Raw genomic sequence first — 25639 nt, 5'->3', positions numbered from 1 at the left:
TCAGGCTTGTCGTGGGGCGGCGAAAGGCGCGTCCAGGGGCGCCGTGTCAAAGGTGCGCAGCAGTTCCACGAGGATCTGCGTGGCCGGCCCCAGGGGTTTGTCCTTATTCGAGTACAGGTAGAACGTCGGGTTGCGGCTGCCGCCTTTTTCCAAGGGTAGCTGCTTGAGCAGGCCTTCCTTGAGTTCCCGCTCGATCAGGTGCCGGGGCAGCCAGGCAAAGCCCAGGCCGCTGCTGACGAACGTGGCGGCAGTGGGCAGACTGCCGACTGTCCAGCGTTGTTCGGCACCGAGCCAGCCGACGTCCCGTGGCTGTTGACGCCCGGAATCGCGGATCACCACCTGCATTTGGCTCTCCAGGTCGTGGAAACTCAGCTCGCGGTTCAGGCGGTGCAGCGAGTGGTCGGGATGGGCCACGGCGATGAATTCCACGTCGCTCATTTCCGTGCCCAGGTAACCCGGGATGATGAACCCGCAGATGGCCAGGTCGGCCATGCCATCGATCAGCAACTCTTCCACGCCGGACAGCACCTCCTCGCGCAAGCGCACGCGGCAGCCTCGGCTTTGCGGCATGAACGCGGTGAGGGCACGTACCAGCCGCGCATTCGGGTAGGCCGCGTCCACCACCAACCGCACTTCAGCTTCCCAGCCCTGTTCCATATGGTGGGCGAGGTCTTCCAGCTGGCTGGCGTTCTTCACCAACTGCCGGGAGCGGCGTAACAGCACTTCACCGGCGTCGGTGAGCACCGCCTTGCGCCCGTCGATGCGCAGCAAGGGCACCCCGAGTTGGTCTTGCATGCGTGCCACGGTGTAGCTCACCGAGGATTGCGAACGGTGCAGCGCTTCTGCTGCCTGGGCGAAGCCGCCATGGTCAACCACAGCTTGCAGCGTGCGCCATTGATCGAGGGTAACGCGGGGCGCTTTCAAGATGAGCTCCTCTTGTCCTAAGCTGGCGGTCCTTATTGGAGACTGCCGAATGAGAAAATTCTGTTGTGTGTTGCTGGCGCTGCTGCCGATGAGCGCGTTTGCCTACCCGATCGATGTGACCAAGAAGATCGACGGTGTGAGCATTGATTACACCGCGTCCGACGTGGACGGCGACATCAGCTCGATCCAGTTGAATAACTACGGCGCCAATGACGCTGTCTGTTCGGTAACCTTTACCAATGGCCCGGAATCCCCGCGTCGTCGTACGGTGTCGGTACCGGCGGGTAAAAGCACCAACACGACGGTCAAGTTCAACCGCGCCATTATCAAAATGCGTATTGCCCTGGCTTGTGCTCCTAAATGATGCGGCAGCGGAGCATGTGCTTAGCAATACTCCGCTTATCAACAAATTTCTAGATGGGTTATAGCAGTTTTTTGCGCTTTTTTATCGAATGAGCCCTGGTTAATCTTTCTCCATCGACTTACAGCAAGTACAGATGGAGCCTACAAAGCCATGTCCAACGTTCTGATCATCGAAAGCAGCGCTCGCCAGCAGAATTCGATCTCCCGCCAACTGACCCAGCAGTTCATCAGCCAATGGCGGGCCGCCCATCCAGCGGATCAGATCACCGTGCGAGACGTTGGGCTGAATCCGGTTCCGCATCTTGACGCCAACCTGCTCGGCGGTTGGATGAAACCGACCGAGCAACGCAGCGGCGTTGAACAGGCGTCCCTGGACCGCTCCAACGAATTGACCGACGAATTGCTCGCCGCCGACGTGTTGGTGATGGCTGCACCGATGTACAACTTCGCCATTCCCAGCACCCTCAAAGCCTGGCTGGACCACGTGTTGCGCGCCGGTGTCACCTTCAAGTACACCGCCACCGGCTCTCAGGGTTTGTTGATTGGCAAGCGTGCGATCGTGCTCACCGCTCGCGGCGGCATTCATACGGGTGCGACGTCTGATCATCAGGAACCGTACCTGCGCCAGGTCATGGCGTTCATCGGGATTCACGACGTGACGTTCATTCATGCTGAAGGGGTGAACCTGAGCAGTGACTTCCAAGAGAAGGGCATCAACCACGCCAAGGCGTTGCTGGCACAGGTCGCGTGATCCTTTAATCGTCAGATAATCGCGTGGTGTTTATCTAGCCCCACGCAAACCCTTCAAGTACGCGTATCGAACCTCCCTTTGCACTTGTAGCTCCTGAGTGCTCCTGCCCGACTGACGCTTTAGCGAGGTCGGGTTTTTTTTGCCCCGAGTTTCGTGAAACGCCGAAAACCTTTAATGTCCCGCCCATTCGAAACGAGGCGCGCATGGGCTATCTACTGGTTGTCACCCTGATTCAGGCTTTTTCCTTCAGCTTGATCGGCGAATACCTCGCCGGTCACGTCGACAGCTATTTCGCGGTGCTGGTGCGTGTGCTGCTGGCTGGGCTGGTATTTATCCCGCTGACCCGCTGGCGTTCCGTGGAACCTGCGTTCATGCGCCGCCTGCTGGTGATCGGCGCTCTGCAGTTCGGCGTGACGTACGTGTGCTTGTACCTGAGCTTTCGCGTGCTCACGGTGCCGGAAGTGCTGCTGTTCACCATCCTCACGCCATTGCACGTGACCCTGATCGAAGACGCCCTCAACCGCCGTTTCAACCCTTGGGCGCTGATCGCTGCACTGGTGGCGGTGGGCGGGGCTGCGGTGATCCGCTTCGATCAGATCACGCCGAACTTCTTCATGGGTTTCTTGCTGCTGCAACTGGCTAACTTCACCTATGCCGCCGGGCAGGTGATGTACAAACATCTGGTGGCGCGCTACCCGAGTGATCAACCCCATTACCGACGCTTCGGCTATTTCTATCTGGGGGCGTTACTGGTGGTGCTGCCGGCGTTCCTGTTGTTCGGCAAGGCCAACTTCCTGCCCGAAGCACCGCTGCAATGGGGCGTGTTGCTGTTTCTCGGACTGGTCAGTACCGCGCTGGGCATGTACTGGTGGAACAAGGGCGCCTGCCTGGTCAATGGCGGCACGCTCGCTGTGGTGAATAACCTGCATGTGCCGGTTGGGCTGTTGCTGAACTTGCTGATCTGGAACCAGCACGAGCCGCTGGGCCGACTGGCCCTGGGTGGGTTGGTGATTTTGGCGGCGGTGTGGATCAGTCGGTTGGGCGTGCGCAAGGAACCGGCCCACCCCTGAACCTTTGTGGGAGCGGGCTTGCCCGCGATCGCGATGGGCCAGTGAATAATCTGTAGCTGACACTCCGCTATCGCGGGCAAGCCCGCTCCCACGGTGGGTTGGCGGCCTCAGGCAGATTTGTTTTCCAGGGGCGGCAAATGACTGGCGCCTAATAACGCAGGCAACACACCTGCACGCAGATCATTGCCGCTCGGCTGCTGATACAGGCTCAAGCCAAACTCTGGCAGCACCGCCAGCAAGTAATCGAAGATGTCACCCTGGATACGCTCGTAATCTGCCCACGCGGTGGTGCGGGTGAAGCAGTAGATCTCCAGCGGCACGCCCTGGGCAGTGGTTTGCATCTGGCGCACCATGCAGGTCATGTTCGGCTGGATGTCCGGGTGGCTTTTCAGATAGGCCAGGGCATAGGCACGGAAAGTGCCGAGGTTGGTCATGCGGCGGCGGTTGGCCGACAGTTGTGCGCTGTGGCCCTGGGCTTCGTTCCAGGCTTTGAGCTCGGCCTGTTTGCGACTGATGTAGTCGGTGAGCAGGTGCACTTGGGTCATGCGCACTTCTTCGTCGTCGCGCAGGAAACGCACGCCGCTGGCGTCGATATACAGGCTGCGCTTGATGCGGCGCCCGCCGGACGCTTGCATGCCGCGCCAGTTCTTGAACGATTCGGACATCAAGCGCCAGGTCGGGATGGAGACGATGGTCTTGTCGAAGTTCTGCACCTTGACCGTGTGCAAGGTGATATCCACTACATCGCCATCGGCACCCACTTGAGGCATTTCGATCCAGTCGCCGACCCGCAGCATGTCGTTGCTGGTCAACTGCACACTGGCAACGAACGACAGCAGGGTGTCCTTGTACACCAACAGAATCACCGCCGACATGGCGCCAAGGCCTGACAGCAGCAACAGCGGCGAACGGTCGATCAGGGTGGCGACGATGATGATTGCGGCAAACACGAACAGCACCATCTTCGCCAGTTGTACATAACCCTTGATCGAGCGGGTGCGCGCATGTTCGGTGCGGGCGTAGATATCCAGCAGGGCGTTGAGCAGGGCGCTCACGGCCAGGGTCATGAACAGGATGGTGAACGCCAGCGCCACGTTGCCGATGAACAGGGTGGCGGTCTTGCTCAGGTCCGGCACCAGGTACAGGCCGAACTGGACCACCAGCGATGGCGTCATTTGCGCCAGGCGGTGGAAGACTTTGTTATGGCGAAAATCATTGAGCCAATGCAGCGCGGGCTGTCGGCCGAGCAATTTGACTGCGTGCAGGATGAGGTAGCGCGCGACCCGCCCGACCAGCAAGGCCACCACCAGCAGCACCAGCAGACCCAGGCCGGCATGCAGCATCGGATGTTCGTCGAGGGCGCCCCAGAGGTCTTGGACGTTGCGCCAAAGCTGTTTGATATCCATGGGTGAAACCGATTCCTCTAAATGCAAGATGGGGCCGATTAGAGCATTTAAGTGCGGCAAAGTTGGCTTTACCGACAAAAGCTCTAACAAAAAAGCAACTGATTAGCACCGTTCGCGTAAAGAAACTCGGTTTGGACGCCCGAAACCGTTACCCTATGCAGCTGATATTTTGTATTTCTTCGAGGTAGCACCCGTGTTTTCCCAATTCGCCCTGCACGAACGCCTGCTCAAAGCCGTGGCCGAGCTTAAATTTGTCGAGCCTACGCCTGTGCAAGCAGCGGCCATCCCGCTCGCGCTCGAAGGGCGTGACCTGCGGGTGACAGCTCAAACCGGTAGTGGCAAGACCGCGGCTTTCGTCCTGCCTGTTCTGAACCGCCTGATCGGCCCGGCCAAGGTGCGCGTCAGCATCAAGACCCTGATCCTGCTGCCGACCCGCGAGCTGGCCCAGCAGACCTTGAAGGAAGTGGAGCGTTTCTCCCAGTTCACCTTCATCAAGTCCGGCATCATTACCGGCGGCGAAGACTTCAAGGTCCAGGCCGCCATGCTGCGCAAAGTGCCGGACATCCTGATCGGCACCCCGGGTCGCATGATCGAGCAGCTCAACGCTGGCAACCTTGACCTCAAGGAAGTCGAAGTGCTGGTGCTCGACGAAGCCGATCGTATGCTCGACATGGGCTTTGCCGATGACGTGCAGCGCTTGGTCGGCGAGTGCGTCAACCGCCAGCAGACCATGCTGTTCTCCGCCACCACCGGCGGCTCGACCCTGCGTGACATGGTCGCCAAGGTGCTGAACAACCCTGAGCACTTGCAGGTCAACAACGTCAGCGACCTGAACGAGACCACGCGTCAGCAGATCGTCACCGCCGACCACAACGTGCACAAAGAGCAGATCCTTAACTGGCTGTTGGCCAACGAGACCTATCAGAAGGCCATCGTGTTCACCAACACCCGCGCTGCTGCCGACCGCATCTACGGTCGCCTGGTGGCTCAGGAATACAAGGCGTTCGTGCTGCACGGTGAAAAAGACCAGAAGGACCGTAAGCTGGCCATCGATCGCCTGAAGGCCGGTGGTGTGAAGATCCTGGTCGCCACCGACGTTGCCGCCCGTGGCTTGGACGTGGATGGCCTGGACCTGGTGATCAACTTCGACATGCCGCGCAGCGGCGACGAATACGTACACCGTATCGGCCGTACCGGGCGTGCCGGCAACGATGGCCTGGCCATCTCGCTGATCTGCCACGGTGACTGGAACCTGATGTCGAGCATCGAGCGCTACCTCAAGCAGTCGTTCGAGCGCCGCACCATCAAGGAAGTCAAAGGCACCTACACCGGGCCGAAGAAGGTCAAGGCGTCGGGCAAGGCCGTTGGCGTGAAGAAGAAAAAGACCGACGCCAAGGGCGACAAAAAGAAAACCGGCGCCAAGTCGCCAACCAAGCGCAAGATCGCCAACCGTCCGAAGACCGACAACCTGTCGCTCGTCAGCAAGGACGGCATGGCCCCGCTCAAGCGTCGTAAACCAGAGGCGCCGGCTGCCGAGTAAGGCAGGGGTGAATTGAAAAAAACCGGACGATTGTCCGGTTTTTTTTTATGGCTGTGGGTTTTGTAACTCGTCAGCCGGGCGAAACTGTCAGATCGGTAATCTGCCGCTAAGGTGGCTGACAGCCGGTCGCCCCTAATCTGCTGCCATTCAACTCATGGAATTGAATCGGCATGCACTCCAAAACCACCCGACGAACTTTCGTCAAAGGCCTGGCCGCCGGCGGCTTGCTGGGCGGGCTCGGGCTCTGGCGCAGCCCGGTCTGGGCCTTGACCAGTCCCGGTCAGCCCACGGTACTCGCGGGAAACGAATTTGATCTGTTCATCGATCAGTCCCCGGTCAACCTCACAGGCCGCCAGCGTACCGCGCTGACCATCAATGGCAGCCTGCCTGGCCCGCTGTTGCGCTGGCGCGAAGGTGACACCGTGACCTTGCGCGTGAAAAACCGCCTGGCCGAACCTACCTCGATCCACTGGCACGGCATCCTCCTGCCGTCGAACATGGACGGTGTGCCTGGCCTGAGCTTCCAGGGCATCGAGCCGGGAGGCGTGTTTGTCTACCAGTTCAAGGTCAAGCAGCACGGCACCTACTGGTACCACAGCCATTCCGGCTTCCAGGAACAGCAGGGCGTATATGGCCCGCTGGTGATCGATCCGAAGGAGCCCGAGTCGTTCAGTTACCAGCGCGATTACGTGGTGATGCTGTCGGACTGGACCGATGAAGACCCCGTCGCGCTGATGAAGACCCTCAAGAAACAGTCGGACTACTACAACCTGCATAAGCCGACTGTGGGCGATTTTGTACGGGATGTGGGCAAGCAAGGCTGGTCGGCCACGGTTGCCGACCGCCTGATGTGGGCACAGATGAAGATGAACCCTACGGACCTGGCCGATGTCAGCGGCGAGACCTACACCTATCTGCTCAACGGCCAGCCTCCCGGTCGCAATTGGACCGGGGTGTTTCAGGCGGGCGAAACGATTCGGTTGCGCTTTATCAATGGCTCGGCGATGAGCTATTTCGATGTGCGTATCCCGGGGCTGAAGATGACCGTGATCGCTGCTGACGGCCAGCCCGTGCAGCCGGTGAGCGTCGATGAGTTCCGCATCGCGGTGGCGGAGACTTTTGACGTACTGGTCGAGCCGACGGCAGCGGCTTATACGCTGTTCGCCCAGTCGATGGATCGCAGTGGTTACGCCCGTGGCACTCTCGCCTGTGAGGCTGGGGCGGTGGCTCCGGTGCCAGAGCTGGACCCGCGCCCCTGGATCACCATGAACGATATGGGCATGGGTGGTATGGATCACGGTGCCATGGCGGACATGCCGGGTATGGAAGGCATGGATCACAGCGCCATGTCGATGCAGGCTCATCCCGCCAGCGAGCAGGACAACCCGCTGGTGGATATGCAAGCCATGAATCCGGTGCCCAAGCTCGACGACCCCGGCATCGGCCTGCGCAACAATGGCCGGCGTGTGCTGACTTACGCTGACCTGCGCAGCACCTTCGAAGATCCCGACGGCCGCGATCCCAGCCGCACCATCGAGCTGCACCTCACCGGGCATATGGAGAAGTTCGCCTGGTCATTCAATGGCGTGAAGTTTTCCGATGCAGAGCCTTTGCAACTGACCTATGGCGAACGGGTTCGGCTGGTGCTGGTCAACGACACCATGATGAGCCACCCCATTCATCTGCACGGCCTCTGGAGTGACCTGGAAGACGAAAACGGCCAGTTCCAGGTTCGCAAGCACACCGTCGATATGCCGCCCGGTTCCCGGCGCAGCTACCGCGTAACCGCCGATGCGCTGGGGCGCTGGGCTTATCACTGCCACCTGCTGTTCCACATGGAAATGGGCATGTTCCGTGAGGTGCGCGTGCATGAATAAGGAAGCGAGCATGAGCCATCGTGTTGTATTGGCTTTCATTGGGTTGGCACTCACGCCGCTGGCATTGGCGGATGAGTTTCAGGGTATGAGCCCGGCGTCCCCCGCACTCAGCGAAAGCCGCACGCCGACCCCGGCCTTGACCGACGCTGATCGCGCTGCGGTGTACAACGACCCCGGTGGTCACATGGTTCACGACAGTGCTATCAACTCGCTATTGCTGATCAACCAGTTGGAATGGCAAGGCGGCGACGGTGAGGGTGCGCTGAACTGGGATATCAAGGGCTGGGTCGGCGGTGATATCGACCGCCTGTGGCTGCGCAGTGAGGGCAAGCGCAGTGCCGGTCGCACTGAAAACGCCGAGGTGCAGGCGCTGTGGGGGCATGCCATCAGCCCGTGGTGGGACCTGGTGGGCGGTGTGCGCCAGGACTTCAAACCGGGGGATGGCCAGACCTGGGCAGCGTTCGGCACACAGGGCATGGCGCTGTACAACTTTGAAGCTGAAGCCACGTTGTTTGTCGGTGAGGCGGGACGTACCGCTGCCCGATTGGAAGGCGACTACGACATCCTCCTGACCAACCGGCTGATCCTGCAGCCCACTGCGGAACTCAATTTCTATGGGCGTAACGATCCGCAGCGCGGCATCGGCTCGGGCCTGTCGGAAAGTGAGCTGGGCTTGAGGCTGCGCTACGAAGTCCGCCGCGAATTCGCGCCCTACGTGGGTGTCACCTGGAACCGCAGCTATGGCCAGACCGCGCAATATGCACGGGATGAAGGTGAAGACACCAGTCAGGTGCGCTGGGTGATGGGTGTACGCCTGTGGTTCTGACGTTTTTTCTCTTCCTATAACTCGCCGCCATGAGCGGCCTGGAGTCTTGCATGTCAATGTTGAAAACCGCCCTGGCGGGCGCTGTGTTGTGGGCGGGATTGATCACCAGCCTGGCGGCCTCGGCGCATCCGAAGCTGTTGTCGTCCACCCCGGTCGATGGGGCAAAGGGGGCACCACCGGCCGTGATCGAGCTGCGTTTCTCGGAGAACCTGCTGACGCAGTTTTCCGGCGCCAAGCTGACCATGACCGATATGCCCGGCATGCCGAATTCGCCGATGCCGGTGAAGGCCAGCGTCGCGGCCAGCAGCGATCCCAAGGTGATGTTGATCAAGCCGGCCGCTGCGCTTGCGGTTGGCACTTACCGGGTTGATTGGCGCGCGGTGTCGTCCGACACTCACCCGATCCTCGGCAATGTGGTGTTCAGCGTCCAGCCATGAATGAACTGGTTCAGGTTTTTCTGCGCTTCGCCCTTTATCTGGATTTGATGCTGGTGTTTGGCCTGGGGTTGTTTGGCCTCTATGCCGATAGCAGGCTGTTGAATCTGAAGTCGTTGCTGCGGGTGTTGGCGAGTCTGGGGGTGCTGTTTTCGGTAGCGTCGCTGCTGTCCATGACCCAGGCCATGAGCGGCGCCGAGGATTGGCAAGCGTTGTGGCCCCATTTGCGGATGATGCTCTGGCAGACCGAACTGGGCTGGAGCTGGTGGCTACGTATTGTTGCGCTGGTGTGGGTGGTGCTCAACACCCGATTGGCCACTTTGTTCGGGGCCGTCGCATTGGTGACGCTGGTGTGGACCGGGCATGGAGTGATGCATGAGGGCACACTTGGGGTGTGGCATATCCTCAGTGACAGTGCACACCTGTTGGCAGCGGCGGGGTGGCTCGGGGCATTGGCGGCGTTTGGCTTGTTGCTGATGAGCACGTCTTTGCAGGCGGTGCAGGTATTGGCACACACCTTGGCGGGCTTTGAGCGTGTGGGCGCGGTATTCGTCGCGGTGTTGATCGGCACGGGCGTGGCGAATTATCTGTTTGTGGTAGGGCCGAACCTGGATGGCATCACGACTGGCCTTTACGCGATCCTATTGTGCTTCAAGCTGGGATTGTTCGGCCTGATGTTGGGGCTGGCGGCACTCAATCGCTCCCATCTGACGCCGTTGCTGCAGCGTTCTATGGCGCAGGGCGAGCATGGAGCGGCGCGTAAAGCGTTGCGCCGCAGCATCGTCCTGGAGTTTGCGGCGGCGGTGCTGATCCTGGCACTGGTGGCTTGGCTGGGGACGTTGGCGCCGAATTAGGACAGGCATTTAAGCGCCTCAATAAAACGACCGTACAGCCTTCAAGGTCAACAGGCCGTCGCATTGAGAATTGTGTCCAGAGTAGGCTGAGCAGTCGGTGCCGCTGAGGCTGGAGCCGCTGTAGATCAGGTCGAGGTCAATGCCTTTCCATGCGCGGGAAAACTGTACCGACCAATCGCTGAAACTGCTGATGGAGCCGCCATCCACCGAGACCGGGCTGCCCAACTGATGGGTGGTGTATTTCATGCTCACGCCGATGCCGAAGGGTTGTGTGCCACCGAGGTCGGCGAACAATGTGCTGTCCTGGCGATCCGGATCGTTGCTGAAGGAGACGCCGAAGCGGTTGCCCAACAGGTTGAGGCCGCCGTAGAACTCCTGGCTGTCGAGGGGGCTGAGCTTGGGGTAGCTGTAGTGGATCAACCCGACTTCGTAGCCCAAGGTCTGGTCGAAGGGGCGCTTGAAGCCCAGGTAAGAATCGACTTCGAGGTTATTGGCCGAAGCCAAGCCCATGCTGGGAGCGAACTGGCCGAAATACAGGCCGCTGTCATGGCTCAGGTCCAGGCCGCCGTGAAACGAGTCGCTGCCCGGCGATGTGGGTTTTACCAGCCCTTGGGCCATGCTGCGGCTGGGCGTCGTGCCCAATTTCAGATCGAAGTCGCCCAGTTCGCGCTGGAAAATCTGCGCTTCGGCCAGGGGGCTCGCCAACAGGGCGCCGATCAGGAAAATGCAGGGTTTGAGCATGCTTCACTCCATGAGAAAGCGAGGAGCAGTAACGGGTATGTCGGGCAGATGCCCGTGCTAGACGTGTGCAAGCATACCGGCGAATGCCGGGCGGTGAGCCCCGTTCGTCGATTGGTATAGATAAGAGAGGGTATTGCGGCTCTAGTCCTAGCGCCTTGAAGGCAAGACGCTTAGGGACCAGGTGTACTGCGCAGGTATTACTTTTTGCCCAGGCTGATCTGCTTGGACGGGCCGAAAGTCTGGCCGCTCACGCCCTTGGCAATTTGCTGGATTTCACCACCGGACTTGAGGAAAGCAGCAATCTGGCTGTTGATCGATTCGCTGGTTTCAACGGCGGGAGCTGGCTTTGCTTTGCTGTTGGATGCTTTTACGCGCATGGCGGCCACTAACCTGTAGAAAATTAACTTGGCCAAGCATCGTACAGGAAATACTTGACAATTGCTGGTAAATATCCCCCGGGAATAACGGGTGCAACGGGAAATAGCCGAAGTTTATCTTTGGAATAATCCTCTAACTTACTGTTTTAACTCGAAACCACGGGGTATACGGTGGGGCACACCCAGGAAAAATTCAGGCGATCGATCAGACGAGCGGAGCGCCGTCAGCAGAAAGCCACGCCAGCCCGCGACTTCGCACGCGTACGCGCGTATCGAGCCCAACTCGGGTAGAATGCCGCCCACGTAACGAGGGTATTTGGAAATGGCTTTAGTCGGGCGCTACAACAGCTTGCAAGTGGTTAAACACACTAACTTTGGTTTGTACCTGGATGGTGCGCAAGATGGTGAAATCCTCTTGCCCAATCGGTATATCCCCAAAGATATTCCCAGTGAAGATGAAGATTGGCTTAACGTTTTCATTTATCTGGACAGCGATGACAAACTTATTGCCACGACTGAAAAGCCCAAAGTTCAAGTAGGCGAATTTGCCAGTTTGAAAGTCGTGGAAGTCAACAGTATCGGTGTATTCCTCGATTGGGGTTTGCCCAAGGACCTGTTGCTGCCGTATTCGGAAGAAAAGCGCCAGTTGACCGCCGGCGAGTATTGCGTGGTGCACGTCTATCTCGACAAGCACACCAAGCGCATCACCGCCACCGCACGCCTGGACCGTTACCTGGACAAAACCCCTGCCAACTACCAGGTGGGCCAGGAAGTCGACTTGCTGGTGGCCGAAGCCACGGACATGGGCTTCAAGGCGATCATCAACAACAAGCACTGGGGCTTGATCCACAAGAACGAAGTGTTCAAGTTCTTGCGTCCGGGCAAGGAAGAAAAAGGCTTTATCAAGGAGATCCGCGCCGATGGAAACATCAGCCTGAGCCTGCAGCCGGTCGGCCAGGAAGCGGCTTCCAGCCTCAACTCGAAGATCCTCGCCAAGTTGCGCGAAAACAATGGCACCTTGCCGGTCAGCGACAAGAGCGACCCCGCGGTGATTAGCAACTTGTTCGGTGTGAGCAAGGGCAACTTCAAGAAGGCCATTGGTGCGCTCTACAAGCAGGGACAGATTGTGATTCATGCGGATCGCATTGAACTGAGCTGAGCCCGGTCTGCTCTTCTGTAGGCTCCCACTGGGGTTCACAGAAGAGCAGGCTACCTGTGTGCACATCGGGTGCAACACTGATTGTGTACAGGATTTATCTGCACCGTTGCTGAGCATCGTCCCCACCTATAGAACCCTTTGAATTCCTTTGGAGCGCCGATACAAGGGGATTGTGTGCCATTGGCACGCATTCTGCTGAATGCCTCGTATACAAACCATGCCGCCTACCGTATGCACACCGCAACGGCAGCGCATGCAGGTATCTCGAGGAGCCAAGCGATGACCGAACAATTGCCCAAAGGCTACAGCCCGCGCCTGTACAACCAGGATCTGGGACCGCTGCCGCAAAAATGGACCTGGTACAACATCTTCGCCTTCTGGATGAGCGATGTGCACAGCGTCGGTGGCTATGTGTTCGCCGCCAGTCTGTTCGCCCTCGGCCTGGCGAGTTGGCAGGTATTGATCGCGTTGCTTGCTGGTATTTGCATTGTGCAGTTGATCGCCAACCTGGTGGCCAAACCCAGCCAGCAAGCTGCCGTGCCCTATCCGGTGATCTGTCGGCTGGCCTTCGGTGTGTTTGGGGCGAATATTCCGGCGGTGATTCGCGGCTTGATCGCCGTGGCGTGGTACGGGATTCAGACGTACCTGGCGTCCAGCGCGCTGATTATTGTGGTGCTGCGCTTCTTCCCACAGATGGCGGTTTATGCCGAGCCACATTTCGCCGGTTTGTCTTACTTGGGGTGGTTTGGCTTCCTAAGCTTGTGGGTGTTGCAGGCGGCAGTGTTCTGGGCCGGTATGGAGTCCATTCGTCGTTTCATCGATTGGGCGGGGCCAGTGGTGTATGCGGTGATGTTTGCTTTGGCCGGTTGGATCGTATGGAAGGCCGGCTGGGCAAATGTCAGCTTCACCCTGGCGGAAAAATCCCTGTCGGGTTGGCAAGCTTTTGGCCAGGTGATTGTGGCGACCGCGCTGGTGGTGTCGTACTTCTCCGGACCTACGCTGAATTTTGGTGATTTCAGCCGCTACTGCCGCAGCATGCACGACGTACGACGCGGCAATTTCTGGGGGCTGCCGGTAAATTTCCTGGCGTTCTCCCTGGTCACCGTGGTGATCGTTTCGGGCACCTTGCCAGTGTTTGGCGAGATGCTCCACGACCCCATCGCCACCGTCTCGCGCATCGACAACAGCATGGCGGTGCTGCTCGGCGCCTTTGCCTTCGTCACCGCAACCATCGGCATCAATATCGTTGCCAACTTCGTATCGCCAGCGTTTGATTTTGCCAATGTCGCGCCAAGCAAAATCAGCTGGCGGGCCGGTGGGATGATCGCTGCCGTGGCATCGATCTTCATCACCCCTTGGAACCTGTTCAATAACCCGTTGATGATCCACTACACCCTGGACGTTCTTGCGGCGTTCATTGGCCCTTTGTTCGGCATTCTGCTGGTGGACTTCTATCTGATCAAAAAGCAGAAAATCGACGTGGACGCGTTGTTCGATGACAGCCCGAGGGGGCGTTACTACTTCGACGGTGGCGTGAATTGGACCGCGGTCAAGGCCCTGGTGCCCGCGACGCTGGTGGGGGTCGCGATCACCTTCACCCCGGCGCTGCAGGGCATGGCCAACTTTGCCTGGTTTACCGGGTGCTTCCTGGGAGGGCTGTTTTTCCTGGTGCTCGCTCGTCGAGAGCAGGTTCGCTTGCCGGCACCGCTGGTTGCCGGCTGATCAATACGGCGCCCGCCAACACCATGCCGCCGCCGGCAATGATCAAGGCCGGCTGCAGGCCGCCGCTCAAATGGCTGCTCACCGACGCCAGTAGTGGCCCACATAATTGTCCGATGGCAAAGCTGGCGGTTAGCAGCCCGGTGTTGCGCTGGTAGCCGTGGGGTGCGACTTCCCGTAGGCGTGCCATGACCAACTGCATGCAGGCCAGGAAGGGGGCGCCGCAGAGCAATACGCCCAATGCCAGGCCCCAGCCATTGCCCAACAAGCAGGCGAACACCCCGGCTGCTTGAAGCCACAAGGTGCTCATCAGCCAGCGGCGGGTGGTCTGCGGGTCTTTACGGCGTAGGCTTGCCACCACCACGCCCAATGCAGCTGCCAGTCCAAAGCATGGCCAGAATAGATCGGCCTGCCAGTCACCTTTGAACTGAACGCTGGCCATTTGCGACAGAAAGGTCGCCGGAATGATGTAGCCCAGGCCATACAGGAAATAAATCCAGCACAGGTGCGTGATGCTACCGTTGCTGCCCGCGTGGTGGGCGTGGGGCACCGGGGTGGTCGGTTGTGGTAGGAACGGCAGGATGGCCAGCAACATCACCAGCGCCACCACGCCATACACCAACCACAGCGTTGCGGAGCTTTGCCCCAGCAAGTTCGAGCCCAGTGCCAGCAGCCCGGTCAGCAGAATGCCCAGCCCAGGGCCGGCAAACACCAAGGCCCCCAGGCGCGGGCGCCCAACGGCAATCGCCAAGGGCTGGCTTAAACTCGCGATCATCACCAACGCCCAGGCACTGGCAACACCGGTGCCGAAGCGCAGTAACAGATGCGGCCAGAAACCCTGGGCCCAATACGATGCCAGGGTCAACAGCACGCAAAGCCACAACCCGCCGTACATCCTTGCGCGCACATGGTGATGGCTGCGGGCGAAGATCGAATCCACAGCGCCGACGAAATAGCCCAGGTAATTGGCCGCCGCGATCAGGCCCGCGCCGGTCAAGTCGATCTGCCCTTCACTGAGCAGATGGGGCATCTGCGGTGTTAAGGCAAAACGGCCAATGCCCATGGCCATCATCAAGGCGATAAAGCTGGCGAGTAAACGAATCAGGGGGGACATGTTCAGGTTTCCTGCAAGGCAGCCATTGACCTCCAGGCTAAAGCTGATTGACTTTCTGTAAGAATGAATAATAGTGAGTAACTTGTTCAGTTTTGGAGAAAGGTATGGAGTTCAGTCAATTGCGCATTTTCCAGGCCGTGGCGGAAGAGGGCTCCATCACCCGTGCGGCTGAGCGCCTGCACCGCGTGCCGTCGAACCTGTCGACGCGGCTTAAGCAGATGGAAGAGCAGCTCGGCGTAGAGTTGTTCGTGCGCGAGCGTCAGCGTTTGCAGCTTTCTCCTGCGGGCAAAGTGTTGTTGGACTACAGCACGCGTCTGTTGGCATTGCACGACGAGGCCCATGGTGCCGTCCAAGGTGGCCAGCCAGCCGGTGATTTTGTGCTGGGCAGCATGTACAGCACCGCCGCGATTCACTTGCCGAAGTTGCTGGCGCGTTATCACAAGGCGTATCCGATGGTGAACCTGCAGGTGCAATCGGCGCCCAGCGGTGAATTGCTCGAAGGTTTGATCACCGGTCGCCTGGACGCGGCGCTGGTGGATGGTCCCATCACCATCGCCACCCTGGACGGTGTGCCCTTGTGTGAAGAACGGCTGGTGTTGATTTGCGAAGCCGATCATCCACCCGTACGCGGCCCCCAGGACGTGGCGGGCCGTTCGGTGTTCACCTTCCGTCGCAGTTGTGCTTACCGTGCGCGCCTGGAAACCTGGTTTTCCCACGATCGAGTGGCCATGGGTCGTGCCATCGAGATCGAGTCCTACCAAGGCATGCTTGCCTGCGTGACTGCCGGTTCCGGTGTGGCGCTGATGTCCGAATCCATGCTCGATAGCCTGCCGGGCAAGGGCAGCGTGTCCGTTCATCCCCTGACTGGGCCATTTGCTACTGCGACGACCTGGCTGATGTGGCGAAAGGGTATGCTCGGCGCTAACCTCAATGCATGGATCGACCTGCAACAAGAAGGCAGCGCGGATTTCCTGCAAGACACACGGGCGATTGCTTGAACGATCCGACAGGATTCAGATCAATTTGGTAATAGTTCGTTGTGGTTTCGTTCAAGCATTACGTAGGACTTAGAGCTACTATCACTGAAGGAAAAGGCGACAGAACTCCCGCCGACCCGCATTACCCTCAAAGGGGGCAACCATGAAAGAGAAAATTCAAAACTGGCTCCATGATCTGGGTGTTGCATTGGGCTTGATCGAGCCTCCGCTACAGCCGGTGCCGATTCGTACTGATGACGAGCAGCGTCGGCCACGCCGCAGGTAAGCCCTGAAGCGCTCACGCGATCCTGTCGCGCGGGCGCTGCACCATGGATTGTTTATCAGGGCGTGTTCGGTTTCTTGTAATCCGAGTGCATCCGTTGTTCATTTCGTACTGCCTGCAATTATCTGACGAGGCACGTTTCATCGTCAGAGCCTTCTTCTTGTTCCGTCATCCATGCCCTTTTCCCAATTCGTCCTTCTATATTTTTGCCATTCACATGAATGGGCATTGGAATATCGCGTATTGATAACGAAGGGTATGGCAATGAATCTACGGCGGTGGTCATTCGGAACGTGGGTATTACTTGCCGGATGCGCGGTGTCCCTTCCGGATATCGACGACATCGCCATCTCAGGCTTTCACTCCGAAGAGCCTGAACGCTGCCGGCCTAGTGACGTCGTGCTGGATGAGCGGCAAGTCGCATCCTTTTTCAAGCGCGCTGAACCGATTGATGGGCGTGTGCTACATGACGAGTACGACTGGGCGCCTTGTTACCTTGAGGGCACGCTGAAATATCGCGGTAAGGCGTGTACTTGGCGGGTGAGGGCGGGGGCGACAGGGGAGATCGAGTGCCCGACAACCGAGCAGTATTTTGGCTGTAAGGATTGCGGTGACTTGTTTGAGTGAGCCTGGTGTGTAGCATCGAATGAAAAAAACGGGTGCGACATCCGACGTCGCACCCGCTGAAGAAACCGCTCTAAAACCCGTTCTTTCTTAAACTGCGCTGGCCGCCACACCCTCTGGCCGGCGCGACAACAGACTCACCACCACAAAACTCACCAACCCAACCGCCAGGCTGTAGTAGATCGGCGTGTTCGCATCCAACCCATCCTTGATCATGAACACCAGCGCTGTCACAAAGCCCAGGGTCATGGAGGTGATTGCGCCGGAGGTGGTTGCCCGTTTCCAGAAGATCGCGCCGATCAGCGGGATCAGCATGCCGCCTACCAACAGGTTGTAGGCCAGGGTCAGGGCGCTGATCACATCGTTCACCACCAGGGCGATCCCCAGTACGGCGATGCCGGTCAGCATCGTGAACAGGCGGTTGACCGTCAGGCTCGACTGTTTGCCACCCCGCAGGCGCGGCAGCAGGTCTTCGGTCAGTACGGTGGAGGCAGCGAGCAAACCGGCGCTGGCGGTGGACATCATCGCGGCCAGGGCTGCCGCAATGACCAGGCCACGAATGCCGTCCGGCAATGAGGCTTTGACGATGGCGGCAAAGGCGTTGTTGACGTTATCCAGGTCGGGGATCAGCACATGCGCCGCCATGCCGATCAGGGCGCAGGCCAGGCCGTAGAGGATGCAGTAGAAACCGGCGAACGTGCCTGCGTACTTGGCGACCTTTTCATCGCGGGCGGTGAACACCCGTTGCCAGATGTCCTGGCCGATCAGGATGCCGAAAAAGTAGATCATGAAGTACGTAATGATGGTGTCCCAGCCGATTTCGGTGAAGCTGAAATTCGACGCGGGCAGCTTGGCCACCAGTTCATCCCAGCCGCCAACGCGGTACAAGCAGATAGGCAGCAGGATAAACATCAGGCCGACGGTCTTGATCACGAACTGCACGATATCGGTGAGGGTCAGCGACCACATGCCGCCGATGGTCGAGTACACCACCACCACGCCACCGCCCAGCAGCACCGAGACCCAGAAGGGCAGGCCGAACAGCACTTGCAGTACGGTGCCAATGGCCAGGATCGAGGTCACGCCGATCATCAGCGCATAGGCCAGCATGATCACGGCACTGGCTTGACGGGCCATGGGGTTGTAGCGTTTTTCCAGGACCTGGGTCACGGTGAAAATTTTCAGTTTCAGCAGTGGCTTGGCCAGAAACAGGTTCAGCGCGATGATCCCGGCACCCAACGCGGCGCATAGCCAAAAGCCGGAAATGCCGTGCACATAACCCAAGCGCACGGTGCCGACGGTGGATGCACCGCCCAAAACTGTCGCGGCCATCGTGCCCATGTACAGCGACGGGCCGAGGTTGCGTCCGGCTACCAGGTAGTCTTCGTGAGTCTTGGCACGGCGCATGCCGTAGTAGCCGAGCACGAGCATGCCGGCGGCGTAGATGAGTACGACGAATAAATCCAAAGCCATGACGGCGATTCTCCGATTATCTTTTTTATGGGCGATCAGGCGGTTTGTTGCAGCGCCGGTTTAACGCGCGTATCCACGCGCTTGCTGCGAGGGTCGGTCGGCCCGTAGACGGCGGCCGGTTCCGGGAAGACGCGAAGCAAGGTCAGGTACATCACCGAAGCCAGTCCCAGCGTCACTGGCAGGCTGATATCGATGCCATCGGCCAGGTTGCCCAGCGGCCCGACAAACTGCCCCGGCAGGTTGACGAAGCACAGGCCCACCAGCGCACTCGGTATCCAGGCACCGAGCCCGCGCCAGTTCCAGCCATGGCTGAACCAGTAGCGACCGCCCGTTTCGCCGCGAGTGAATACCTGCAGATCGTCCGGGCAGTAGAAGCCCCGGCGCACGATCAGGCCGATAATCATCATCACCATCCACGGCGTGGTGCAGGTGATGATCAGCACGGCAAAGGTCGACACGCTCTGCACCAGGTTGGCGGCGAAACGTCCAATAAAGATGAAGGCAATCGACATCATCCCGATCAGCAGCGTGGCCTTGACCCGCGACAGCAGGCGTGGGAACACGCTGGACATGTCCAACCCGGTGCCATAGAGCGATGTGGTGCCAGTGGACATGCCGCCAATCACCGCAATCAGGCATACCGGCAGGAAGAACCAGGTGGGCGCCACCGCCAACAGGCCGCCGACGTAGTTGTTGGCTGTGATGTAGTCCGGTGCCTTGATCGCCACGATGGTCGCGGTGGCCAGGCCGAACAGAAACGGGATCAAGGTAGCGATTTGCGCCAGTACAACGGCCAGCATGATCCGACCTTTCGGTGTTTCTCGTGGGATGTAGCGCGACCAGTCACCGAGAAATGCACCGAAGGAAATCGGATTGCTCATGGCCACCAGCGCGGCGCCGATAAACGCGGCCCAGAAGCCGGTCTGGCCCATCGCTACAGTGCCGGCAAACTGGCTGTCGAATGCTGGCGCGAAAGCGAAGATCCCCAGTAGGAACAACAGGCTCGCCGCCCACACCGCAATGCGGTTGACCCACAGCATGAAGCGAAAGCCGTAGATGCACACCGTCAGCACGAGCAGGGCAAACAGACCGTAGGCCAGGCCCAGGGTCAAGTCGGTTTCCGGCAGACCGATCAGACGTTTCGCACCGCCGACCAGTGCATCACCTGAACTCCACACCGACAGTGAGAAGAAGGCAATCGCCGTCAGCAGTGAGAGAAACGATCCGACGATCCGCCCATGTACACCAAAGTGCGCACCGGAAGACACGGCGTTGTTGGTGCCATTGATCGGCCCGAACAGGCCCATGGGTGCCAGGATCAGCGCACCTACCAGCACGCCCAGTACGATCGCCCAGGCGCCGGCCTGGAATGACAGGCCGAACAGCACTGGAAATGAGCCCAGTACCGCAGTAGCAAAGGTATTGGCGCCGCCGAAGATCAGTCGGAACAGGTCCTTGGGGCCGGCGGTGCGTTCGTGATCCGGGATCTGTTCGACCCCGTTGGTTTCAATTTTTCGAATACTTTTATCGTTGTTTTTATTATTCATGATCTGCTCCGATCACATTGGCTAAGGGGGCGGCAGCCCTTCCGGCATAGCGGACAAATGTTCGTGACAGGCCAGCCACAGGCCTTCTTGTTGTTCTGTGCGAGATCCTTGTCGTTTGAAGACAATGGTTTCGCGTTCCTGGCTAAAGAATTGCTCCCCGTTCATGCGCAGCTCGGTGGCCACGTCATGAATAAATATCGCCACGTCACCGTGCAGGCTGACAATGGCGTTGCTTGAGGTGCAGGACAGCACCTCAAAGCCCTCGTCCCGGCGCCAGCTGTCCCACAACGCCTGGTAGGCATCGCGGCTGAGCAGCGGCTCGGGGAGGGTGTAGAACACAAAGCTCGCATCACGGCTGAACGCGCCGAAATAGGCGGCGCGATCATTGCGGGCAAAGGCCGAAACCAGATCGGCGGCGGCTTTGTGCACGGCTTGTGCGCTCATCAGCGATGCGTCACGCCAGGCAGTACGCAGAGCATCTCGTACAGCAGGTTGGCGCCTAGCAGCGAGGTGTTGCCGGTGGTGTCGTAGGGCGGCGAAACTTCTACCAAGTCGCAACCAATCAGGTCGAGGCCCTGGCAACCACGGATGATCTCGATGGCCTGGATGGTGGTCAGCCCGCCGATTTCCGGGGTGCCGGTGCCGGGCGCCCAAGCCGGGTCGATGCCGTCGATATCAAAGCTCAGGTACACCGGGCCGCCACCGACTTTTTCCCGCACTTCAGCCATCAAGGGCGCTAGGGAGTGGTGCCAGCATTCTTCGGCCTGGACCACGCGGAAGCCCTGTTTGCGGCTCCAGTTGAAGTCTTCGGCGGTGTAGCCCTGGGCGCGCAGACCGATCTGCACCACGCGGTCGCAATCGAGCAAACCTTCTTCCACCGCGCGGCGGAAGGTGGTGCCGTGGGCGATTTTCTCGCCGAACATATGATCGTTCACGTCGGCGTGGGCGTCGATGTGTACCAGCCCGACCTTGCCGTGTTTTTTGTGGATCGCACGCAGGATCGGCAGGGTGATGGTGTGGTCGCCGCCCAGGGTCAGTGGGATCACGTTGTGTTGAAGGATCTCGTCGTAGGCTTCTTCGATGATGCGCACGGCGTCGAGCAGGTTGAAGGTGTTGATCGCCACGTCGCCGATATCGGCTACTGACAGCGAGTCGAAAGGAGCGGCGCCGGTGGCCATGTTGTAGGGGCGGATCATCACGGATTCGGCGCGGATTTCACGCGGCCCGAAACGGGTGCCGGCGCGCAGCGAAGTGCCGATATCCAGAGGCACGCCGATAAAGGCGGCGTCCAGGCCCTTGGCCGTTTGCAGGTGGGGGAGTCGCATCATGGTGGCGATGCCGGCGAAGCGCGGCATTTCGTTGCCGCCCAGTGGTTGGTGGAAAATCTTGTCCACGGGAGTGCCTCATCGTTGTTTTGTTTGTTAGGGATCGATTCTGCGAAATGTGCCGATACGAAAGAATCGGCAGGGGCAAATACTTAGTTCAGATTTCTCTAAACTAATGCTTGGGGTAAGCTGCGTTCAAATGTGGAAGGGGGCAATCTCCCTCCCACAGGATTTTGTGTATGCCTCTGGAGACCCCATGGCCAACGCCTTGCCCGACCTGAAACTCCTGCGCATCTTCGTTAGCGTGGTGCGTCACCAGGGGTTCGCCAATGCACAACACGAACTCAACCTGTCCACATCGGCCATCAGTACCTATATGAGCCAGCTGGAGTCGGCATTGGGCCTGGTGCTGTGTCATCGCGGGCGAGGTGGATTCAGCCTGACCAGTAAAGGTGAGTTGTTCCATCAGGAAACCCTGCGCCTGCTCGGTGAGCTGGAGGGCTTCGAGCAATACGCCGCCGCGTTGAAGGGCGAGTTGCGCGGCACCCTCAAGCTCGGCGTGCTCGACTCCACCGTCAGCGATAAAGCGCTGCCATTTGCCGAAGTGATCGGCGCCTACAGCCTGGAACACCCGGCGGTGCACCTGCACTTATCGGTGATGAGCCCTTACGAACTGCAACTGGGCGTACAGGACAATCGTCTGGACCTGGCCATCGGAGCCTTCTCCAACCGCATGAGCGGGCTGATCTATATGCCGCTGTACCGCGAGCAGCACTGGTTGTATTGCAGCACTCGGCACCCGCTGTTCAACGAGCGACGCATCCCCGAACAAGTGATTACCCAGCAACGCATGGTTGGCCGTGGTTACTGGAGCCAGGCGGAATTGGCTCGTCATGGCTTCAAGCACAGCGCCGCGACCGTGGAAAGTATGGAAGCCCAACTGATCCTGGTGCTGTCTGGCGCCTATATCGGCTACCTGCCCGAACACTACGCGCAGGCCTGGGCCGATAAGGGTGACTTGCGCGTGTTGCTGCCGGCCACCTTTGGCTATCAAGCGCCGTTCTCCATGATCATGCGCCGTGGCCGCAGTCGCGAACCGCTGATCCAGACCTTCCGCGACCTACTCAAAGCCCAGTTGAACCAGGCCTGATAACACCATGTCCAGACCCCAATGCTCCCGATGCCTCAGGCCTGCCACCCATTGCTTGTGCGCGCTGATCCCCAGTCTCGACAGCCGCACCCGGGTGTTGCTGTTGCAGCACCCGAGCGAGGTCAACCATGCGTTGAATACCGCACGATTGGCGGCGTTGGGTTTGAACAACGCGCAGTTGGTGGTGGGGGAGGTGTTTGAGGATCTGCCGACTTTATTGAACCCGCCCGGTTTTCAGGCACGGTTATTGTTTCCGGCTGACGAAGCTCAGCCGCTGCAAGCCTACGTGCCTGGGGAGCAACCGCTGTTGCTGGTGGTCCCCGACGGCACTTGGCGCAAGGCGCGCAAGATGCTGCATCTCAACCCGTTGCTGGCCGCATTGCCTCGGGTAACGCTGGCCGAGGGCTCGGTTTCCCGTTATCGATTGCGCAAGGCGCCGGGGCCGGGAGCGTTGTCCACCGTTGAAGCGATTGCGCAGGCATTGCAAGTGTTGGAAGCACCGGTATCGTTTGAGCCGTTGCTGAAGTCCTTCGAGGCCTTGATCGAAGGTCAGATTGCGGCGATGGGGGATGAGGTGTTCCAGAGAAACCATGGCGACGGACGGAGTGGTTAGCCGGTTCACCGAGTTGTGGCCATCGCGGGCAAGCCCGCTCCTACATTGGAATGCGATCAACTTGTGGGAGGGGGCTTGCCCCCGATGGGGGCCTCAAGGGCAACCTATTTGTTGCTTATGCCTTTAAGCCATAAGCACCACACTTTGCGTGATATGGCCCACCGCCCTTTCCCGGTATGATGTTCGCCCCCGCAGTCTGGATTGCGAATACGCCATGACCTTGCAGTACCCAACAATCGCCGATTGCGTCGGCAACACGCCCCTGGTCCGCTTGCAACGCATGGCGGGTGAAACCAGCAACACCTTGTTGCTCAAGCTCGAAGGCAACAACCCGGCCGGTTCCGTGAAGGACCGCCCGGCCTTGTCGATGATCACCCGCGCGGAGTTGCGTGGGCAGATCAAGCCTGGCGACACCCTGATCGAAGCCACTTCCGGCAACACCGGGATTGCCTTGGCCATGGCCGCCGCGATCAAGGGTTACAAGATGATCCTGATCATGCCCGACAACGGCAGCGCCGAACGCAAGGCGGCGATGACCGCCTATGGCGCCCAGTTGATCCTGGTCACCCAGGAAGAAGGCATGGAAGGCGCCCGCGACCTTGCCGAGCGCATGGCCGCCGAAGGCCGTGGCCTGGTGCTCGACCAGTTCGCCAATGGGGATAACCCCGAGGCACACTACACCAGCACTGGCCCGGAAATCTGGCGCCAGACCCAGGGCACCATCACCCATTTCGTCAGCTCCATGGGCACCACTGGCACCATCATGGGCAACTCGCGTTACCTCAAGGAGCAGAACCCGGCGATCCAGATCGTCGGCCTGCAACCGATGGAAGGTGCAGCGATCCCGGGCATTCGCCGTTGGCCCGAAGAGTACTTGCCGAAGATCTATAACGCGACGCGTGTGGACCGCATCATCGACATGGCCCAGCGCGAAGCCGAAGACACTACCCGCCGCCTGGCCCGTGAAGAAGGCATCTTCTGCGGCGTGTCGTCCGGTGGCGCGGTGGCAGGGATGTTGCGGTTGTCCAAAGAAGTGGAAAACGCGGTGATCGTCGCGATCATCTGTGACCGAGGCGACCGTTACCTGTCGACCGGCATTTTCGACGAACCCAACTGATGGCCAAGCACGAGAGAGGCCTGCGCTTCCAACCAACGGGTGGCAGCCGGGCTCCGCAGATTCCAGTGGGCAAGAAGCAACGCCTGACCATCGAGCGCCTGGCGAACGATGGCCGGGGCATAGTGTTCTTTGAAGGCCGCACCTGGTTTGTGAACGGCGCGCTGGCCGGCGAAGAGGTTGAAGCGCGGGTGTTGGGCGCCCACGGCAAGATCGTCGAGGCGCGCACCGAGCGTGTGCTTACCGCCAGCGAACTGCGTCGCCCAGCGCCATGCGCCCACGTGGGGCGTTGTGGTGGTTGCAGCGTGCAGCACTTGCCCCATGCCGAACAACTTGCCCTGAAACAGCGCATGCTTGCCGAGCAACTGTCTCGCGTGGCCGGTATCGAGCCGCAAGAATGGGCAGCCCCTTTAAGTGGGCCGGAATTTGGCTACCGTCGTCGTGCCCGTGTGGCCGTACGCTGGGATGCTAAGGCGAAAAAACTCGAGGTGGGTTTCCGCGCTGTGGCCAGCCAGGACATCGTCGCCATCGATGATTGTCCGGTGCTGGTACAAGCCTTGCAGCCGATCATGCAGCGTTTGCCCAACATGCTACGCCGTCTGAGCAAACCGCAGGCCCTGGGGCATGTTGAGTTGTTCAGTGGGACGTCCGTCGCGGTGTTGCTGCGACATATGGCGCCGTTGTCGGAAACGGACTTGCAGGTATTGAAAGAGTTTTGCGCCTTCCATGAAGCCCAACTGTGGCTGCATGGCGAGGGGCAGCCAGAGCCGGTCGACACCCATTCCGTCTTGGGATTCCGATTGGAACAGTGGAATCTGGAGCTGGCCTATCGGCCTGGCGATTTCGTCCAGGTCAACGCCGGGGTCAACGAGGCGATGGTTGCCCAGGCCCTGGAATGGCTGGCGCCACAGCCCGATGAACGGGTGTTGGACCTGTTTTGCGGCCTGGGCAACTTTGCCCTGCCACTGGCTCGCCAAGTGCGCGAAGTGGTGGCGGTGGAGGGTGTACAGACCATGGTGGACCGGGCGGCCCTCAATGCCGTCAGCAACGATTTGCATAATGCGCAGTTTTTTCAGGCCGATTTGTCCCAGCCTTTGACTGACGCAGAGTGGGCCAAACAGGGCTTTTCTGCGGTACTCTTGGACCCACCCCGTGACGGTGCCCTGGAGGTTGTTCGCAAGCTCGCCACTCTTGGGGCCAAGCGTCTGGTGTATGTGTCCTGCAACCCAGCCACGCTGGCGCGGGACACGGATGAGTTGGTCAAGCAAGGCTACCGGCTAAAGCGTGCCGGGATCCTCGACATGTTTCCGCAAACCGCGCATGTCGAGGCCATGGCGTTATTTGAAGCGGGCTAGGATGCCCGTTTAATCCGACCGGC

Annotated in this window: 25 protein-coding genes; 16 read left to right on the top strand and 9 right to left on the bottom strand. The window is 59.6% G+C overall.

All coding sequences use genetic code 11. From position 1 onward, the window contains the following. Positions 1 to 924 carry a PA3225 family LysR-type transcriptional regulator gene (locus AC07V4_RS09345; protein ID WP_431749914.1) on the bottom strand — a complete coding sequence of 308 codons (924 nt, stop codon included), beginning with the start codon at positions 922 to 924 and terminating at the stop codon, positions 1 to 3. A 49-nt stretch (positions 925 to 973) separates the two neighbouring features. Between AC07V4_RS09345 and AC07V4_RS09340 the strand changes: the two genes are divergently transcribed. From AC07V4_RS09340 to AC07V4_RS09330, 3 genes are all read left to right on the top strand, one after another. Then, entirely contained in the window at positions 974 to 1288 is a 315-nt protein-coding gene (locus AC07V4_RS09340; protein ID WP_492635850.1) for a 3-phosphoglycerate kinase, read from the top strand. A 150-nt stretch (positions 1289 to 1438) separates the two neighbouring features. Continuing rightward, entirely contained in the window at positions 1439 to 2038 is a 600-nt protein-coding gene (locus AC07V4_RS09335; protein WP_492635851.1) for an FMN-dependent NADH-azoreductase, read from the top strand. A 203-nt stretch (positions 2039 to 2241) separates the two neighbouring features. Further along, positions 2242 to 3108: a carboxylate/amino acid/amine transporter gene (locus AC07V4_RS09330; RefSeq protein WP_492635852.1), complete on the top strand. Its 867-nt coding sequence runs from the start codon at positions 2242 to 2244 to the stop codon at positions 3106 to 3108. Positions 3109 to 3215: 107 nt separating this feature from the next. Here the strand turns inward: AC07V4_RS09330 and AC07V4_RS09325 are convergent, their stop codons facing one another. Next, positions 3216 to 4514 (bottom strand): mechanosensitive ion channel family protein, encoded by a 1299-nt coding sequence (locus tag AC07V4_RS09325; RefSeq protein ID WP_492635853.1) that lies wholly within the window; start codon positions 4512 to 4514, stop codon positions 3216 to 3218. Between the two features lie 193 nt (positions 4515 to 4707). On the opposite strand from AC07V4_RS09325, the gene AC07V4_RS09320 reads away from it, so the two are divergent. From AC07V4_RS09320 to copD, 5 genes are all read left to right on the top strand, one after another. Further along, positions 4708 to 6054, top strand: a complete 1347-nt coding sequence (locus tag AC07V4_RS09320; RefSeq protein WP_492635854.1) for a DEAD/DEAH box helicase — start codon at positions 4708 to 4710, stop codon at positions 6052 to 6054. 170 nt (positions 6055 to 6224) lie between these two features. Continuing rightward, positions 6225 to 7931, top strand: a complete 1707-nt coding sequence (locus AC07V4_RS09315; protein WP_492635855.1) for a copper resistance system multicopper oxidase — start codon at positions 6225 to 6227, stop codon at positions 7929 to 7931. 10 nt (positions 7932 to 7941) lie between these two features. Beyond that, positions 7942 to 8757 (top strand): copper resistance protein B, encoded by an 816-nt coding sequence (locus tag AC07V4_RS09310; RefSeq protein ID WP_492635856.1) that lies wholly within the window; start codon positions 7942 to 7944, stop codon positions 8755 to 8757. Between the two features lie 50 nt (positions 8758 to 8807). After that, positions 8808 to 9194: a copper homeostasis periplasmic binding protein CopC gene (copC, locus tag AC07V4_RS09305; protein WP_492635857.1), complete on the top strand. Its 387-nt coding sequence runs from the start codon at positions 8808 to 8810 to the stop codon at positions 9192 to 9194. Next, positions 9191 to 10045, top strand: a complete 855-nt coding sequence (gene copD / locus AC07V4_RS09300) for a copper homeostasis membrane protein CopD (protein ID WP_492635858.1) — start codon at positions 9191 to 9193, stop codon at positions 10043 to 10045. The genes copC and copD overlap by 4 nt, the downstream gene beginning before the upstream one ends. A gap of 18 nt (positions 10046 to 10063) precedes the next feature. Here copD and AC07V4_RS09295 read toward each other — a convergent pair whose 3' ends face one another. Then, positions 10064 to 10786, bottom strand: a complete 723-nt coding sequence (locus AC07V4_RS09295; protein WP_431750834.1) for a TorF family putative porin — start codon at positions 10784 to 10786, stop codon at positions 10064 to 10066. Between the two features lie 197 nt (positions 10787 to 10983). Beyond that, positions 10984 to 11163 (bottom strand): PFL_1563 family small protein, encoded by a 180-nt coding sequence (locus AC07V4_RS09290; RefSeq protein ID WP_003193095.1) that lies wholly within the window; start codon positions 11161 to 11163, stop codon positions 10984 to 10986. Between the two features lie 322 nt (positions 11164 to 11485). On the opposite strand from AC07V4_RS09290, the gene AC07V4_RS09285 reads away from it, so the two are divergent. Together AC07V4_RS09285 and AC07V4_RS09280 are read left to right on the top strand one after the other, a co-directional pair. Then, positions 11486 to 12322 carry a CvfB family protein gene (locus AC07V4_RS09285; RefSeq protein WP_017134857.1) on the top strand — a complete coding sequence of 279 codons (837 nt, stop codon included), beginning with the start codon at positions 11486 to 11488 and terminating at the stop codon, positions 12320 to 12322. A 279-nt stretch (positions 12323 to 12601) separates the two neighbouring features. After that, positions 12602 to 14044, top strand: a complete 1443-nt coding sequence (locus tag AC07V4_RS09280) for an NCS1 family nucleobase:cation symporter-1 (protein ID WP_492635859.1) — start codon at positions 12602 to 12604, stop codon at positions 14042 to 14044. Here the strand turns inward: AC07V4_RS09280 and AC07V4_RS09275 are convergent. Beyond that, positions 13956 to 15155, bottom strand: a complete 1200-nt coding sequence (locus AC07V4_RS09275; RefSeq protein WP_492635860.1) for an MFS transporter — start codon at positions 15153 to 15155, stop codon at positions 13956 to 13958. The two genes, AC07V4_RS09280 and AC07V4_RS09275, sit on opposite strands and share 89 nt — an antisense overlap. Positions 15156 to 15259: 104 nt before the next feature. Between AC07V4_RS09275 and ptrR the strand changes: the two genes are divergently transcribed. After that, the gene (gene ptrR, locus AC07V4_RS09270) at positions 15260 to 16153 is read left to right on the top strand and encodes a putrescine utilization regulator PtrR (protein WP_492635861.1); all 894 of its coding nucleotides are present in this window, start codon (positions 15260 to 15262) and stop codon (positions 16151 to 16153) included. A gap of 142 nt (positions 16154 to 16295) precedes the next feature. Continuing rightward, positions 16296 to 16418 carry a PA1414 family protein gene (locus AC07V4_RS09265; protein ID WP_003193089.1) on the top strand — a complete coding sequence of 41 codons (123 nt, stop codon included), beginning with the start codon at positions 16296 to 16298 and terminating at the stop codon, positions 16416 to 16418. A gap of 711 nt (positions 16419 to 17129) precedes the next feature. Here the strand turns inward: AC07V4_RS09265 and AC07V4_RS09260 are convergent. Genes AC07V4_RS09260 through speB form a run of 4 tightly spaced genes read right to left on the bottom strand, consistent with a single transcriptional unit; the run spans position 17130 to position 21453 of the window. Further along, positions 17130 to 18512: a sodium:solute symporter family protein gene (locus AC07V4_RS09260; RefSeq protein ID WP_492635862.1), complete on the bottom strand. Its 1383-nt coding sequence runs from the start codon at positions 18510 to 18512 to the stop codon at positions 17130 to 17132. Between the two features lie 35 nt (positions 18513 to 18547). Next, positions 18548 to 20059 carry a purine-cytosine permease family protein gene (locus AC07V4_RS09255; RefSeq protein WP_492635863.1) on the bottom strand — a complete coding sequence of 504 codons (1512 nt, stop codon included), beginning with the start codon at positions 20057 to 20059 and terminating at the stop codon, positions 18548 to 18550. Positions 20060 to 20080: 21 nt separating this feature from the next. Then, positions 20081 to 20503 carry a YybH family protein gene (locus AC07V4_RS09250; protein WP_492635864.1) on the bottom strand — a complete coding sequence of 141 codons (423 nt, stop codon included), beginning with the start codon at positions 20501 to 20503 and terminating at the stop codon, positions 20081 to 20083. After that, positions 20503 to 21453, bottom strand: coding sequence for an agmatinase (speB, locus tag AC07V4_RS09245; protein ID WP_492635865.1), 951 nt, complete (start codon positions 21451 to 21453; stop codon positions 20503 to 20505). The genes AC07V4_RS09250 and speB overlap by 1 nt, the downstream gene beginning before the upstream one ends. Positions 21454 to 21640: 187 nt before the next feature. Here speB and AC07V4_RS09240 point away from each other — a divergent pair, with 187 nt between their 5' ends. The 4 genes from AC07V4_RS09240 (at position 21641) to rlmD (ending at position 25616) form a co-directional block, all read left to right on the top strand. Further along, entirely contained in the window at positions 21641 to 22534 is an 894-nt protein-coding gene (locus AC07V4_RS09240) for a LysR family transcriptional regulator (RefSeq protein ID WP_017134867.1), read from the top strand. Between the two features lie 7 nt (positions 22535 to 22541). Further along, on the top strand, positions 22542 to 23147 hold the full coding sequence (locus AC07V4_RS09235; protein WP_492635866.1) for a tRNA-uridine aminocarboxypropyltransferase: 606 nt from the start codon (positions 22542 to 22544) through the stop codon (positions 23145 to 23147). Positions 23148 to 23361: 214 nt separating this feature from the next. Then, a complete protein-coding gene (gene cysM / locus AC07V4_RS09230) occupies positions 23362 to 24264 on the top strand; it encodes a cysteine synthase CysM (protein ID WP_431752516.1) in 903 nt (300 codons plus the stop codon). Continuing rightward, the gene (gene rlmD / locus AC07V4_RS09225) at positions 24264 to 25616 is read left to right on the top strand and encodes a 23S rRNA (uracil(1939)-C(5))-methyltransferase RlmD (protein ID WP_492635867.1); all 1353 of its coding nucleotides are present in this window, start codon (positions 24264 to 24266) and stop codon (positions 25614 to 25616) included. The genes cysM and rlmD overlap by 1 nt, the downstream gene beginning before the upstream one ends. Positions 25617 to 25639: the final 23 nt, after the last annotated feature.

The organism is Pseudomonas sp. GW821-FHT03A09 (assembly GCF_059421065.1).
Note: the sequence above shows the minus strand (reverse complement) of the source record. Positions and strands in the feature narration are given on the sequence as shown.

Coding starts and splice junctions, on each gene's coding strand:
- AC07V4_RS09265 (WP_003193089.1), top strand. CDS start 16,296: ATGAAAGAGAAAATTCAAAACTGGCTCCATGATCTGGGTGTTGCATTG.
- AC07V4_RS09260 (WP_492635862.1), bottom strand. CDS start 18,512: ATGGCTTTGGATTTATTCGTCGTACTCATCTACGCCGCCGGCATGCTC.
- AC07V4_RS09235 (WP_492635866.1), top strand. CDS start 22,542: ATGTCCAGACCCCAATGCTCCCGATGCCTCAGGCCTGCCACCCATTGC.
- AC07V4_RS09275 (WP_492635860.1), bottom strand. CDS start 15,155: ATGTCCCCCCTGATTCGTTTACTCGCCAGCTTTATCGCCTTGATGATG.
- AC07V4_RS09295 (WP_431750834.1), bottom strand. CDS start 10,786: ATGCTCAAACCCTGCATTTTCCTGATCGGCGCCCTGTTGGCGAGCCCC.
- AC07V4_RS09290 (WP_003193095.1), bottom strand. CDS start 11,163: ATGCGCGTAAAAGCATCCAACAGCAAAGCAAAGCCAGCTCCCGCCGTT.
- AC07V4_RS09285 (WP_017134857.1), top strand. CDS start 11,486: ATGGCTTTAGTCGGGCGCTACAACAGCTTGCAAGTGGTTAAACACACT.
- AC07V4_RS09335 (WP_492635851.1), top strand. CDS start 1,439: ATGTCCAACGTTCTGATCATCGAAAGCAGCGCTCGCCAGCAGAATTCG.
- cysM (WP_431752516.1), top strand. CDS start 23,362: ATGACCTTGCAGTACCCAACAATCGCCGATTGCGTCGGCAACACGCCC.
- AC07V4_RS09280 (WP_492635859.1), top strand. CDS start 12,602: ATGACCGAACAATTGCCCAAAGGCTACAGCCCGCGCCTGTACAACCAG.
- copD (WP_492635858.1), top strand. CDS start 9,191: ATGAATGAACTGGTTCAGGTTTTTCTGCGCTTCGCCCTTTATCTGGAT.
- AC07V4_RS09315 (WP_492635855.1), top strand. CDS start 6,225: ATGCACTCCAAAACCACCCGACGAACTTTCGTCAAAGGCCTGGCCGCC.
- AC07V4_RS09310 (WP_492635856.1), top strand. CDS start 7,942: ATGAGCCATCGTGTTGTATTGGCTTTCATTGGGTTGGCACTCACGCCG.
- ptrR (WP_492635861.1), top strand. CDS start 15,260: ATGGAGTTCAGTCAATTGCGCATTTTCCAGGCCGTGGCGGAAGAGGGC.
- AC07V4_RS09325 (WP_492635853.1), bottom strand. CDS start 4,514: ATGGATATCAAACAGCTTTGGCGCAACGTCCAAGACCTCTGGGGCGCC.
- copC (WP_492635857.1), top strand. CDS start 8,808: ATGTCAATGTTGAAAACCGCCCTGGCGGGCGCTGTGTTGTGGGCGGGA.
- AC07V4_RS09340 (WP_492635850.1), top strand. CDS start 974: ATGAGAAAATTCTGTTGTGTGTTGCTGGCGCTGCTGCCGATGAGCGCG.
- AC07V4_RS09255 (WP_492635863.1), bottom strand. CDS start 20,059: ATGAATAATAAAAACAACGATAAAAGTATTCGAAAAATTGAAACCAAC.
- rlmD (WP_492635867.1), top strand. CDS start 24,264: ATGGCCAAGCACGAGAGAGGCCTGCGCTTCCAACCAACGGGTGGCAGC.
- AC07V4_RS09240 (WP_017134867.1), top strand. CDS start 21,641: ATGGCCAACGCCTTGCCCGACCTGAAACTCCTGCGCATCTTCGTTAGC.
- AC07V4_RS09250 (WP_492635864.1), bottom strand. CDS start 20,503: ATGAGCGCACAAGCCGTGCACAAAGCCGCCGCCGATCTGGTTTCGGCC.
- AC07V4_RS09330 (WP_492635852.1), top strand. CDS start 2,242: ATGGGCTATCTACTGGTTGTCACCCTGATTCAGGCTTTTTCCTTCAGC.